Genomic DNA, 13,524 nt, shown 5'->3' with positions numbered 1-13,524 from the left:
GTCTTGCGTGGCATTCATGCTCCTTGTCGACATGCTATGCCTCACACACAAAATTTCTGACAGGCTCCTGCCTCGCTGCCGGTGCAGCGCAATGACCTGCCGGTGGCGGGTGGGCCCGTCAGTCCCATCTTGCAATTGCACCGCGAGATCGACCGCCTGTTCGACGACACGTTTCGAGGCTTCGGTTTCCCGACGCTGGCCATGCCACGCTGGCCGTCGGACTGGCCGGGCCTGCTGAAGCCGGCGCTGGACATCCAGGAGACCGACAAGCAGTACAAGATCGCCCTGGAAGTACCCGGCGTCGAGGAAAAAGACATCCAGATCACGCTCGACAACGACGTGCTGCTGGTGCGCGGTGAAAAGCGTCAGGAGCAGGAAACGAAAGACGGCGGTTTCCACCGGGTGGAGCGCTCCTACGGCAGCTTTCAGCGCGCTCTGAACCTGCCGGCCGATGCCAACCAGGACACGATCAAGGCCGCTTTCAAGAACGGCGTGCTCACGATCACGATGGAAAAGCGCGAGGCCAGTGCGCCCAAGCAGGGCCGCTCGATCCCGATCAACGGCTGACGCTGGTCGGCTCGCTTTTCTCAAAACCACAAAAGGATGAGGCGCCGTGATCGGCGGCGTCTCATCAAATCAATCTTTACAGGAGCATGAGCATGGCCAGAAAACAATGCCAAGTCTGCGGCCAGCCCGCCACGGTGCGGGTGGAAGCCAATCTCAATGGTCGTCACAGCACCATGCTGTTGTGTGACGATCACTATAGCCAACTGGTGCGCCAGCAAAAGCGCACCGTCTCGCCGCTGGAAGCCTTGTTTGGCTCGCGCAGCGGCTTGTTCGAAGACTTCCTCGGCAGCGACTTCTTCCGCATCGGTGACGATTCGCCGTCCATGGCGGCCGATACCGACGAGGTGGTCGATGCCTCGTTCGGCGAACCCGCCCCGGCTGCTACGGGTACAACGCGCCGGCGCGGCAGTGGGCTCGCCAGCCGCATCAGCGAACAGTCCGAGGCTTTGTTGCAGGAGGCCGCCAAACATGCCGCCGAATTTGGCCGCCCCGAAGTCGATACCGAACACCTGCTGTTGGCGCTCGCCGACAGCGACGTGGTGAAGACCATCCTGGGGCAATTCAAGATCAAGGTCGATGACCTCAAGCGACAGATCGAATCCGAAGCCAAGCGCGGCGACAAGCCGTTCGAGGGCGAGATCGGCGTGTCGCCCCGGGTCAAGGACGCGCTCAGCCGTGCTTTCGTGGCATCCAACGAACTCGGCCACTCTTATGTCGGGCCGGAGCATTTCCTGATCGGGCTCGCCGAGGAAGGCGAAGGTTTGGCGGCCAACCTGCTGCGCCGTTACGGCCTCACGCCGCAAGCGCTGCGCCAGCAGGTAAGCAAGGTGGTCGGCAAAGGGGCCGAGGATGGCCGCGCCGAGACGCCGACCAACACGCCCGAGCTGGATAAATACTCGCGCGACCTCACCAAGATGGCGCGCGAGGGCAAACTCGATCCAGTCATCGGCCGTGCGCAGGAGATCGAGACCACCATCGAGGTGCTGGCCCGGCGCAAGAAAAACAACCCGGTGTTGATCGGTGAGCCCGGCGTCGGCAAGACCGCCATTGTCGAAGGACTGGCGCAGCGGATGGTCGCCGGCGAAGTGCCCGAGACGCTGCGCGACAAGCGTCTGGTCGAACTCAACATCAACGCCATGGTGGCAGGCGCCAAGTACCGCGGCGAGTTCGAGGAGCGCGTGCAGAAGGTGCTCAAGGAAGTGACCGAGCACCAGGGTGAGCTGATTCTCTTCATCGACGAGGTGCACACCATCGTCGGTGCAGGCCAGGGTGGCGGCGAAGGCGGGCTGGACGTGGCCAACGTGTTCAAGCCGATGATGGCGCGCGGCGAACTGAACCTGATCGGCGCCACCACGCTCAACGAGTATCAGAAGTACATCGAGAAGGACGCCGCGCTGGAGCGTCGCTTCCAGCCGGTGATGGTGCCCGAGCCGACGGTAGCGCAGACCATGATGATCCTGCGCGGCCTGCGCGACACCTTCGAGGCGCACCACAAGGTCAGCATCACCGAGGATGCGATCATCGCCGCCGCCGAGTTGTCGGACCGCTACATCACCGCGCGCTTTTTGCCTGACAAGGCCATCGACCTGCTCGACCAGGCGGCCGCACGCGTGAAGCTGTCGGCCACGGCCCGCCCGGTGGCGGTGCAAGAGCTGGAGTCCGAACTGCACCAGCTGCGGCGTGAGCAGGACTATGTTGCCTCGCGCAAGCAGTACGACAAGGCCGCCGAGCTGGGCAAGCGCATCGAGGCCAAGGAGACTGAACTCAAGAAGCTTGTCGAGGAATGGGAACGCGAGCGCGCCTCGGGCAGCGCCGAAGTCAAAGCCGAGCATGTCGCGCAGATCGTCTCGCGCCTGACCGGCATTCCGGTCAACGAGCTGACGGTGGAAGAACGCGAGAAGCTGCTGCATCTGGAGCAGCGGCTGCACGAGCGCCTGGTGGGCCAGGACGAAGCGGTGCGCGCGGTGGCCGATGCCGTCCGGTTGTCGCGGGCGGGGCTGCGCGAGGGCAGCAAGCCGGTTGCTACTTTCCTGTTCCTCGGACCGACCGGCGTGGGCAAGACCGAACTCGCCAAGGCGCTGGCCGAGTCGATCTATGGCGATGAAGGTGCGCTGCTGCGCATCGACATGTCCGAGTACGGTGAACGCCATACCGTGGCACGCCTGGTGGGCGCGCCTCCGGGCTATGTGGGCTATGACGAGGGGGGGCAGCTCACCGAGAAAGTGCGGCGCAAACCCTACAGCGTGTTGTTGCTCGATGAGATCGAAAAAGCGCACCCCGACGTCTACAACATCCTGCTGCAGGTATTCGATGACGGGCGGCTCACCGACGGCAAGGGCCGGGTGGTGGATTTCACCAATACCATCATCATCGCCACCTCGAACTTGGGCTCGGACATCATCCAGCGTCGGCTGAAGGCCCGCGGCGCCGCCGGCGAGGAATACGAGAAGACCAAGGCCGAGGTGATGGACGTGCTGCGCGGACACTTCCGCCCCGAGTTCCTCAACCGCATCGACGAAATCATCGTCTTCCACGCGCTGGGCAAGGAAGAGATCCGCCATATCGTCGGCCTGCAGCTCGATCGTGTGGCCCGCAACGCCGCCAGCCAAGGCGTGACGCTGACCTTCGATCAGACCTTGATCGATCACTTCGCGGAGGAAGGCTACAAGCCCGAGTTCGGCGCGCGTGAGCTCAAGCGGCTGATTCGCAGCGAGCTGGAGACCGCGCTGGCGCGCGAGATGCTGGGTGGCAGTATCGGCAAGGGCGATCACGCCAGCGCTCGCTGGGATGACAAGGCCGAGCGGGTGGTTTTCGAGCGTAAGGAGCCACCAGTGAAGCCGGTCGAGCCTGAAAAGCCCGATGCCGCGAACGTGGCCGAGACGCCGCCTAGCGACGAGAGCAAGCCTGCGCGCAAGAAGAAGCCGGCGGGCGGCGAATCTTGAGCGATGGGAGGCTGTCGTGTCCGACCCCAACGGGCTGACATGGGCAGCCACCCTCGTGTCGCTGGCGGTCGCTGTCCCCACGGCGGGGCACGCGGTCATCTACAAGCGTGACCCTCGATCGGCCACGCTGTGGGTACTGCTGATCGCCTTGTTGCCGCTGGGCGGTTCGCTGCTGTATGGGCTGTTCGGCATCAACCGTTACCAGCGGCGGGCGCGGCGGCTCTTCCCGGGGGCAGATCCTGCTGTTCGGCAGGACCTCTCGCCCACGATGCCCGAGGCTGTATCGCCGCCGCTTGCCGGTCTGGCCCACCTGGTGGGACGTGCCACCGGCCAGTCGCTGACCGGCGGCAACCGCATCGAGCCGCTTGTCGATGGCGAGCAGGCCTACCCGCCCATGCTCGCCGCCATCGAATCGGCGCGGTACAGCGTCGCCTTGGCCTCGTACATCTTCGACAGCCAAGGCATCGGGGCGCAGTTCGTCGATGCGCTGCGCCGGGCTCATGAGCGCGGCGTGCAAGTGCGGGTGCTGATCGACGACGTGTATGCCCGCTGGACGCCCCGCAGCGCCTACCGCGCCTTGCAGCGCGCCGGCGTTCCGGCGGCGACGTTCAACCCGACGTTGATTCCCGCGCGCCTGCATGCCGCGCATCTGCGCAATCACCGCAAGCTGCTGGTGATCGATGGCGAGACGGGTTTCACCGGCGGCATGAACATCTTCAGCCCGTATTGGCGGCCCGATGCGCCGGGCCAGGCCTGTCACGATTTGCACTTTCGTCTGCGCGGGCCGGTGGTTGCGCATCTGATGCGGTGCTTCACCGACGATTGGTGCGATACCACGGGCGAGCGGCTCAGCAAGGGTTACTGGGGCGAACCGCCCGTAACGGCTGATGAGCAAGGAATCTCGTGGGCGCGCGGTATCGAGGCCGGCCCCGATGAGGCCCTGGACCGGATGCGCTGGACCTTCATGGGCGCTTTGAGCGCCGCGAAGCATTCGGTGCGCATCTGGACACCGTATTTCGTGCCCGATCAGCCGATGATCGCGGCGCTGAGCACGGCCGCGTTGCGCGGCGTGCGCGTCGAGGTGCTGACGCCCGCAAACGGCGACCATCCCACGGTGCAATGGGCCGCGCGCGCCCTCTACTGGCAGGTGCTGGAGCACGGTGTACGCATCTTCGAACGGCCGGGCCCGTTCGACCACAGCAAGCTGATGCTGGTAGACGGAGCGTGGTGCTGCCTGGGTTCGGCCAATTGGGATGCGCGCAGCCTGCGCCTCAACTTCGAGTTCAATGTGGAGGTGTACGACACCGCGTTGTCTACGCGGCTGGAATCCCTTTTTGATGCCGCCCGTGATGCATCGAACGAGATATCGGCCATGGCGTTGCGGGCCCGCCCGCTGGCCATCCGCTTGCGCGACGGGGTGGCCCGTCTGTTCACCCCCATTCTCTAGCGGCACGACTTGCGAGGAACATTGCCCATGGAAAAGAAAGATCAATGGAACATTGGCTACTGGATCGTCGCCGGCCTGTTGCTGCTGACGCTGCAGAACTACTGGCAGGCGGCCAAGACCGTCGAGCCCGTGCCCTACAGCGAATTCGAGAAGGCACTGGCCGAGGGGCGCGTCGCCGAAGTGCTGGTGTCGGACCGCACGGTCACCGGGCGCATGAAATCGCCGGACAGCCGGGGCAAGACCACCATCGTGGCCACTCGCGTCGAACCCGACCTGGCCGAGCGGCTGTCCAAGTACGACGTGCCTTACGCGCGGGTGGTGGAAAGCACCTGGCTACGTGATGTGCTCTCCTGGATTCTGCCGGCGGTGGCCTTCTTCGGCGTCTGGTTCTTCCTGTTCCGCCGCTTCGCCGAGAAGCAGGGCATGGGCGGCTTCCTGAGCATCGGCAAGAGCCGCGCCAAGGTGTTCATGGAGAAGAACACCGGCGTCACCTTTGCCGATGTCGCGGGTGTCGATGAGGCCAAGGCCGAGCTGGTCGAAATCGTCGACTTCCTGAAGAACCCGCAGGATTACGGCCGCCTCGGCGCGCGCATCCCGAAAGGTGTGCTGCTGGTAGGGCCACCCGGCACCGGCAAGACCTTGCTCGCCAAAGCCGTCGCGGGCGAAGCCGGGGTGCCATTCTTTTCCATCTCCGGCTCGGAGTTCGTCGAGATGTTCGTCGGCGTGGGGGCGGCGCGCGTGCGCGACCTGTTCGAGCAGGCCCGCGCGCAGGCGCCGGCCATCATCTTCATCGACGAACTCGACGCGCTGGGCCGTGCGCGCGGCGTCGGAGGCCCCATCAGCGGCCACGACGAGCGCGAGCAAACACTCAACCAGCTCCTGACCGAGATGGATGGTTTCGACAGTTCAGTGGGGCTCATCATTCTCGCCGCCACCAACCGGCCTGAAATTCTCGATCAGGCGCTTTTGCGCGCCGGTCGCTTCGACCGCCAGGTGCTGGTGGACCGTCCCGATAAGAAAGGCCGTCTCGATATCCTGAAGGTGCACGTCAAGAAGGTTACCCTGGCCAGTGATGTCGATCTCGAACAAGTCGCGGCGTTGACGACCGGCTTTTCCGGCGCTGATCTGGCCAATCTCGTGAACGAAGCAGCGCTGAACGCGACGCGGCGCAAGGCGCAGGCTGTGGAACTGCAAGACTTCACCGCCGCCATCGAGCGCATCGTGGCCGGCCTGGAAAGGAAGAACCGTGTGCTCAATCCGAAGGAGCGGGAAACCGTGGCCTATCACGAGATGGGGCATGCGCTGGTGGCGCTTGCGCTGCCCGGCACCGATCCGGTACACAAGATTTCAATCGTTCCGCGTGGCATCGGTGCACTCGGCTACACCCTGCAGCGGCCCACCGAAGACCGATTTCTGATGACACGTGCCGACCTGGAGCACAAGATCGCCGTGCTCCTGGGAGGGCGCGCGGCTGAGAAGCTCGTGTTTGGCGAGCTGTCCACAGGGGCTTCAGACGATCTCGCGCGGGCCACCGACATCGCCCGCGACATGATTACGCGCTTCGGCATGGATGAGGGCTTGGGGTACGTTGCTTTTGAGGCACAGAGGCCGCGTTTTCTTGATGCGCCTGAACTGGTACAGGGTGGCTGCCGGGTAGCCGAATCGACTCAGACACGCATCGACCAAGCCATCCGTGACATCGTGATGGGTGTGTTTGATCGTGCATACCGAATTCTCGAAATTAACCGAGAAGTGCTGGAACGGTGCGCGCGCGAACTGCTCGCACGGGAAACGCTGGATGAATACAGCATCCGGCAACTGACGCAAGGGCTACAGCTCGAATCCCCATGTCACAACGGCCCAACTGCCGGAGCCATTACTTCCTCTGTGTCCCAAGGAGCCACCTCATGAGTGACGGCATTCATATCGTCTGCCCACACTGCCAATCCATCAATCGCGTGCCAGCCAACAAGTTGGCAGAGAAGCCCAATTGCGGGCGGTGCCAGCACCCGCTGTTCACCGGAGAACCCATTGATCTGACCACAGCGACCTTCGCCCGTCATCTGGAGCGCAGTGACCTGCCGCTGCTGGTTGACTTTTGGGCGCCGTGGTGCGGACCGTGCAAGATGATGGCGCCGCAGTTCGAGGAGGCAGCCTCCCTGCTTGAACCCAAGGTGAGGTTGGCCAAGGTAAATACCGAGGCCGAGCCTTACCTGGCCGCCCAGTTCGGTATTCGCAGCATTCCAACCCTGATTTTGTTCCGAGGGGGACATGAGGTTGCACGTCAGGCGGGCGCCATGGGAGCGCAGGACATAATGCGCTGGGTGACATCCCGCTTGCCGTAATGACCCGGCGCGAACCAACCTGCTTATCAGTTGTTCGATCCTTGAAGAAAGTGCGTAGCCGCGATGCATAGCGACCCCAACCACACAGTCTTTGACGAAATGCGTTCCCAGTTGCAGAAACTTTGGAACCTCTGTTTCACCCATAATGAGCGTCACCTTTGAACGAGACTCCTCAAATCTCAGCCCGACACTGTGGCCAGATTAACCAGAATGCCCATTTTGGCAGTTGGCATCTCGATCTTGGCTCGCAACTCCTCACTTGCTCCGATGAAGCCTGCCGCGTGCTCGGCCTGGATGTTGGTGCGCCAATAGCCTTCGAGCGATTCCTGAAGTGCATTCACCCTGAAGACCGCCCCCTCTTCGATAGGGCATGGGATGCTGCCATGTGCGGAAAGTCCCTTGATCTGCGGTATCGCATCGTCAGCGGAGGGCAGGTTCGCTGGATACACCTGCGGGCAACATTCAAGGGCGACGCCTCTGGTCGGCCCAGAGCGGCAGACGGGACGGTAGAGGACATCACCGATCTCAAGAGGGTCGAGCAGGCGCTGAACTCTATGCGCCGACAGCGAGAAGAGTTGGCCAGCCACGTTCCCGGTATGCTTTACCAATACCGTCTTCGTCCGGACGGCAGCTCGCACTTCCCTTATGCCAGCGCGAGGATACAGGAAATATACGGGGTTGCACCGGAGGATGTTGTTGAAGATGCCACTCCTGCGTTCGCTGCGCTCCATCCTGAAGACCGCGACCGTGTGCATGAAACCATACAGGCGTCGGGGCAGTCACTCGCGCTTTGGCATGACGAGTACCGAGTGCAGTTTCCAGACGGTCGGGAGATCTGGGTCGAAGGCGAGGCGTCGCCTGAAGCCATGCCTGATGGGAGCATCCTCTGGCACGGCTATATCCATGATGTCACCTCACGCAGAAGATCCTCGGAAGAGCTTCGCCTTGCGGCTAAAGTCTTTGAGCACGCAGGAGAGGGCATCCTCGTTACGGACGCTCAAGGCCACATTGTCAACGTCAATCGGGCGTTTTCCGTGATCACTGGTTATGCGCGGGAGGAAGTAATGGGTCAGACACCTCGTCTGCTCGAGTCCGATCGCTATGACGATGAGTTCTATCAGACCGTTTGGCAGGCTCTGCGTGAGCACGACTATTGGCACGGAGAGCTCTGGTGCCGACGCAAGAACGGCAGTCAGTTTGCCGCGCTGCTGACGATCAGTGCAGTCCCGGATATGCGGGGCAATATCGAGCATTACGCAGCCATGTTTTCCGACATCACAGCGCTGAAGGAGAACCAGCAACAGCTTGAACGCGTTGCTCATTACGACCTGCTCACCGGCTTGCCCAATCGACTATTGCTTGGAGACCGCCTTAAGCAGGCCATTCGTCAGACACGTCGGCGTGGCATGCACCTGGCGGTTGTCTTCATCGATCTGGATGGATTCAAGAAGGTCAACGACCAGCACGGCCACGGAGTCGGCGACAAAATGCTTTCCGTCCTGTCTAGGCGTATGACGCAGGTGTTGCGCGAAGACGATACCTTGGCCCGTCTTGGTGGTGATGAGTTTGTCGCTATTCTGGTCGACCTGCCGGATATTTCCATCAGCGTACCGATTCTCGATCGCCTGATCGAGGTGGCTGCACAGCCCGTACCGTTTGGTGACGCACTGTGCGAGGTGAGCGCGAGTATCGGTGTGAGCTACTACCCGCAAGGCGAAGATATCGACGCCGACCAACTGCTGCGGCAGACAGATCAGGCTATGTATCGTGCCAAGCAAGCCGGCAAGAATCGATATCACGTTTTCGATACGGAGAAGGATCGTACGCTGCGCACCCGTCACGAAGGATTTGACAGCATAGAGAATGCACTTGCCAATGGGCAGTTTCTGCTTTATTTTCAACCTAAGGTCAACATGCGCACCGGTGAGGTGCTGGGCGCCGAAGCCTTGATCCGCTGGCAACATCCGACGCGTGGGTTGTTATCTCCTGCCTCCTTCATACCCATCATTGAGAACCATCCGCTCGGGATTGACGTGGGGAAATGGACCATCGAGGCTGCGCTGACCCAGATCGAAGTTTGGCGCAAGGCCGGCCTTCATGTCCCGATCAGCGTGAATATCGGTGCGCGGCACTTGCTGCAACCGGACTTCATCATGCATCTACGGGGTATGTTGTCACGACATCCCGGCGCCCAGCCGCAAGACCTTGAACTGGAAATCCTCGAAACCAGCGCCGTGGAGGACTTCGTTCAAGTGTCTCAGTTGATGGCGCTGTGCGAGAGGATGGGATTGCGTTTTGCCCTCGACGATTTCGGCAGCGGCTATTCATCGCTGACCTATATGAAGCGCCTGCCCGCGCACCTGCTCAAGATCGACCAAGGTTTTATACGCGACATGCTCGAGGATCCGGACGATATCGCCATCCTGGATGCGCTACTGGCACTGGCAAGGTCGTTTGGCAGGAACTGCATCGCGGAGGGAGTCGAATCCATTCAGCATGGTGAAATGCTGCTGCGTATGGGATGCGAGTGGGGCCAGGGTTATGCCATCGGGCATCCGATGCCGGCGCATGAATTCGAGCAATGGCTACACACCTGGCAGGTACCCTTATCCTGGAAGGGATTCAAACCTGACAGTCGCTCCGCGCTGCCCGTGCCGTTCACATACGCCGACCACCGGGTCTGGATTTCCCAGATGATCGACTATCTGTCAGGTAAGACCCAAGTGCCGCCTCAACCCGAGGCACTCCAATACTGGCGGGATCAAAGTGGCCGCCCTACGTTCTTCGGCAAGGATCCTGATGATCAGGTCGATGTCCTGCATCAGAGCATCCAGCAGTTAGCGCACACCCTGAGTGAAATGAAAAATGCCGGCCGTGTCGAGGCATTGAGGGCTGGCATCGACAAGTTGCAACATTTGCAGGCGGATCTGGTGGGATTGCTGCCGCCAGACCAGAAGCCGGATTGATGCCATGCATGGGACAAAGGGTTGACGTGCAAGAGGCTGATCCACCCATCGGCGGCGCCACGGGCGCGCAGGACATTATGCGCTGGGTGGCTTTGCAATTGCCCCGATGATTCAGGTGCAATCGAGTCGTCTTCTCGGACTCCCAGTTCCATGAACGTTTCATTGAAAGAGAGAGCAACGCTTATGCATAAAGAATCTGGCCACATGGCCCTTGACGAGATGCGCTCCCAGTGGCGGTTGATGACGGTTTACGAGCGCTTCGAGCAGGTTGTTGCCCTCGTTCTGTCGGCGGTAATTGCCGTCATCATCGTGGTGTCGCTGTTCCAGCTCATCGCCATCGTCTTCACGCCGCTGGTCCTCGATGCCTTCAATCCCCTGGATCACAAGGTATTCCAGAGTGTGTTCGGCATGATCATGACGCTCTTGATCGCGATGGAGTTCAAGCATTCCATCGTGCGCGTGGCGCTGCGTCGGGACAGCATCATCCAGGTCAAGACCGTGATACTCATCGGCCTGATCGCGCTGGCGCGCAAGTTCGTGATCCTTGACCCCGAGGCGAGCCCCGCAAAGATAGCCGCGCTGGCAGGCGCCACGCTGGCTCTGGGTGCGACCTACTGGCTGCTGCGCAAGCGCGACGACCGCGCCGCCGAGACATCTGAGCATGATCCGTCATCATCCCAATGACCCGCGCGCGGCGTTGTTGCAACACCGCTGGCTCAACCGCCTGCAGACCGGGCTGTTGATCCTGACCCTGGTCGGGATCGCAGCCGCCGCAGGAAGCCTGCTGTTCGGGGAAAGCGGCCTGTGGCTCACGCTGTTTGCAGTTGCAGGCACGCTGTTGCTGGAAACGGCAGCCGCATCCGTCTTGACCTTGCGCCTGTACCGCGCACGGGCTTTGTACCCGCACGAAGCCCCCGAGATTTGGGCCCTGTTGCGCGAGCTGTCCGCCCGTGCCGGTTTGTCCGCCACGCCGGTGCCGCACTACGTGCCAAGTGCCGTCGTCAACGCCTTCGCCACCGGCTCGAAGCAGCATGCATCGATCGCCCTTACCGATGGCCTGCTGCGCAACCTGAGTTCGCGCGAACTGGCGGGTGTGCTCGCGCACGAGGTCGCGCACATCGCTAATGAGGATCTGCGTGTCATGGGGCTGGCGGATTCCGTCAGTCGCCTCACGAGCCTGCTGGCTATGGTCGGACAGATCGCTATTGTGTTCAGCTTGCCCGCACTGCTGGCCGGCGCGGTGGCGGTCAATTGGCCTGGACTGCTTCTACTGGCCGCCTCGCCCCAGCTGGCCCTGCTCGCACAGCTCGGCTTGTCTCGCGTGCGTGAGTTCGACGCTGACCGCCTCGCGGCGGAACTGACTGGCGACCCGCAGGGGCTTGCGTCTGCGCTGGCGAAAATCGAGCGGGTCAGCCGCTCCTGGCGTGCCTGGCTGTGGCCGGGATGGGGCAATCCCGAGCCTTCCTGGTTGCGCACCCATCCGGCAACGCAAGAGCGCATCTCACGCCTGCTGACGTTGGCGCCCAGGCCAGCATCAGCGTTGCCGTTTCACGAGATCCATTTCTTGCCGGAATCCGCTGTGACGCTGCGCCCCCCGCGCTGGCGCCCGAGTGGACTGTGGCGCTGATTGCCCTCAACAGGAGACTTTTCATGGCCTACCCCGACCCGTACGCGCGCCCGCCACAGGACCACTTTATCCGTCGCTGGCTCTTCATCACCGCCTGCATTGCCGCGCTCATGCTGCTGTGGCAGTTTCTGCCCGCCATCGAGGCCTGGTTCAGTCCGCGCGAGGCGGCAGAACGCACTGTGACGGCGCGCGGCGACCTGGCGGCGGACGAGAAAGCCACCATCGAATTGTTCGAAAAATCGCGCGCCTCGGTCGTCTACATCACCACCGCGCAATTGGTACGCGATGTCTGGACGCGCAACGTGTTCTCCGTGCCGCGCGGTACAGGCTCGGGTTTCATCTGGGACGACGCCGGCCACGTCGTCACCAACTTCCACGTCATCCAGGGCGCGTCCGAAGCCACCGTCAAACTGGCCGACGGCCGCGACTACCAGGCCGCGCTGGTGGGGGCAAGCCCAGCGCACGACATCGCTGTACTCAAGATCGGTGTCGGTTTCAAGCGCCCGCCGGCCGTGCCGGTCGGCACCAGCGCCGACCTCAAGGTGGGTCAGAAGGTGTTCGCTATCGGCAACCCCTTCGGCCTGGACTGGACGCTCACCACTGGTGTCGTCTCCGCGCTCGACCGCTCGTTACCCGGAGAAGCGGGCGGCCCGGCCATCGATCACCTGATCCAGACCGACGCCGCCATCAACCCTGGCAACTCCGGTGGGCCGCTGCTCGATTCGGCAGGAAGGCTCATCGGCATCAACACGGCGATCTATAGCCCCTCCGGCGCCTCGGCCGGGATTGGTTTCGCCGTACCGGTGGACACCGTCATGCGCGTAGTCCCGCAACTCATCAAGACCGGTAAGTACATCCGTCCGGCGCTGGGCATTGAGGTGGACGAACAGCTCAATCAGCGCCTGCTGGCGCTGACTGGAAGCAAGGGCGTGTTCGTGCTGCGTGTTACCCCTGGTTCGGCAGCGCACAAGGCCGGCCTCGCGGGTGTCGAAGTCACGCCGCAAGGCATCGTGCCCGGCGACCGCATCATCGGTGTTGATGGCAAGGCGACGGACGATGTGGCTAAGCTGCTCGAGCAGCTAGACGACAGAAAGGTCGGCGATGTGGTGATCTTGTCAGTGGAACGGGCCGGCAAAACGAGCGAAGTGCGTGTGGAGCTGCAACCGGGGATTTGATCGAGTCGACCGGCAGCGGCAATGTGGCCCACAACGTCACATCGTCGCGCGGGGCGATGTAGTTGGCCCCGAACACCAAATTGGCGTCGGTGGCGGCAGGTTGATCGAAGAGCAGATCGATCAAGGGCGGACCGACCACCACGGTGACGGCGGGCGCGGGCAACGTGGCGACCCAGGTCAAAGCCGTTGATCGGTCGGCGAACCTGTGTGGCTGCAACCAGCCTGAAGCAGCCAGATCGTAGAGCCGCTCTGCAGCGGTTGGAGCCGGTCGCGGATCTGATCCGGCTTCATGATGCCGGGCACCAAGCTGTCATCGGTTCACCAAGCAGCGCGGCCGCGACAATGACCGGTATCGAGGGAACTTCGGTCCTCCGGGGTAGTGGGCTGCACGTCTCCTAGCCAGCTCACTGCCGAATGTCCGCTGTTCGCGGGAGCCAACTCACGCTCTCGACCCC

At 62.4% G+C, this 13,524-nt stretch carries 8 protein-coding genes and 1 pseudogene; all 9 read left to right on the top strand.

Features of this window, described 5'->3' with window-relative positions; all coding sequences use genetic code 11:
* Positions 1-60: 60 nt before the first annotated feature.
* Positions 61-567: pseudogene (locus tag V7080_RS15895) on the top strand (Hsp20/alpha crystallin family protein); the annotation flags it as partial.
* A gap of 92 nt (positions 568-659) precedes the next feature.
* Positions 660-3,509 (top strand): heat shock survival AAA family ATPase ClpK, encoded by a 2,850-nt coding sequence (gene clpK / locus V7080_RS15890; protein WP_334189369.1) that lies wholly within the window; start codon positions 660-662, stop codon positions 3,507-3,509.
* 16 nt (positions 3,510-3,525) lie between these two features.
* A complete protein-coding gene (gene cls, locus V7080_RS15885) occupies positions 3,526-4,956 on the top strand; it encodes a cardiolipin synthase (RefSeq protein WP_334189368.1) in 1,431 nt (476 codons plus the stop codon).
* A gap of 27 nt (positions 4,957-4,983) precedes the next feature.
* Complete coding sequence (gene ftsH / locus V7080_RS15880) at positions 4,984-6,867, top strand: ATP-dependent zinc metalloprotease FtsH (RefSeq protein WP_334189367.1); 1,884 nt, start codon at positions 4,984-4,986, stop codon at positions 6,865-6,867.
* The gene (trxC, locus tag V7080_RS15875) at positions 6,864-7,301 is read left to right on the top strand and encodes a thioredoxin TrxC (protein ID WP_334189366.1); all 438 of its coding nucleotides are present in this window, start codon (positions 6,864-6,866) and stop codon (positions 7,299-7,301) included. Before ftsH ends, trxC begins: the two co-directional genes overlap by 4 nt.
* Positions 7,302-7,459: 158 nt before the next feature.
* The gene (locus V7080_RS15870) at positions 7,460-10,267 is read left to right on the top strand and encodes a sensor domain-containing protein (protein WP_334189365.1); all 2,808 of its coding nucleotides are present in this window, start codon (positions 7,460-7,462) and stop codon (positions 10,265-10,267) included.
* Between the two features lie 183 nt (positions 10,268-10,450).
* On the top strand, positions 10,451-10,951 hold the full coding sequence (psiE-GI, locus tag V7080_RS15865) for a heat resistance protein PsiE-GI (protein WP_334189364.1): 501 nt from the start codon (positions 10,451-10,453) through the stop codon (positions 10,949-10,951).
* Positions 10,929-11,894, top strand: coding sequence for a zinc metalloprotease HtpX (locus V7080_RS15860; protein WP_334189370.1), 966 nt, complete (start codon positions 10,929-10,931; stop codon positions 11,892-11,894). The genes psiE-GI and V7080_RS15860 overlap by 23 nt, the downstream gene beginning before the upstream one ends.
* 23 nt (positions 11,895-11,917) lie before the next feature.
* The gene (locus tag V7080_RS15855; RefSeq protein WP_334189363.1) at positions 11,918-13,069 is read left to right on the top strand and encodes a S1C family serine protease; all 1,152 of its coding nucleotides are present in this window, start codon (positions 11,918-11,920) and stop codon (positions 13,067-13,069) included.
* Positions 13,070-13,524: the final 455 nt, after the last annotated feature.

It is taken from the genome of Noviherbaspirillum sp., assembly GCF_036846085.1.
Lineage (GTDB): Bacteria > Pseudomonadota > Gammaproteobacteria > Burkholderiales > Burkholderiaceae_D > Noviherbaspirillum.
The sequence above is the reverse complement of the archived record's forward strand: the minus strand, read 5'-3'. Positions and strand labels throughout refer to the sequence as shown.

Bases quoted from the DNA above. Each gene is read 5' to 3' on its own strand.
- V7080_RS15855 (WP_334189363.1), top strand. From the start codon at position 11,918: ATGGCCTACCCCGACCCGTACGCGCGCCCGCCACAGGACCACTTTATC.
- psiE-GI (WP_334189364.1), top strand. From the start codon at position 10,451: ATGCATAAAGAATCTGGCCACATGGCCCTTGACGAGATGCGCTCCCAG.
- clpK (WP_334189369.1), top strand. From the start codon at position 660: ATGGCCAGAAAACAATGCCAAGTCTGCGGCCAGCCCGCCACGGTGCGG.
- ftsH (WP_334189367.1), top strand. From the start codon at position 4,984: ATGGAAAAGAAAGATCAATGGAACATTGGCTACTGGATCGTCGCCGGC.
- V7080_RS15860 (WP_334189370.1), top strand. From the start codon at position 10,929: ATGATCCGTCATCATCCCAATGACCCGCGCGCGGCGTTGTTGCAACAC.
- trxC (WP_334189366.1), top strand. From the start codon at position 6,864: ATGAGTGACGGCATTCATATCGTCTGCCCACACTGCCAATCCATCAAT.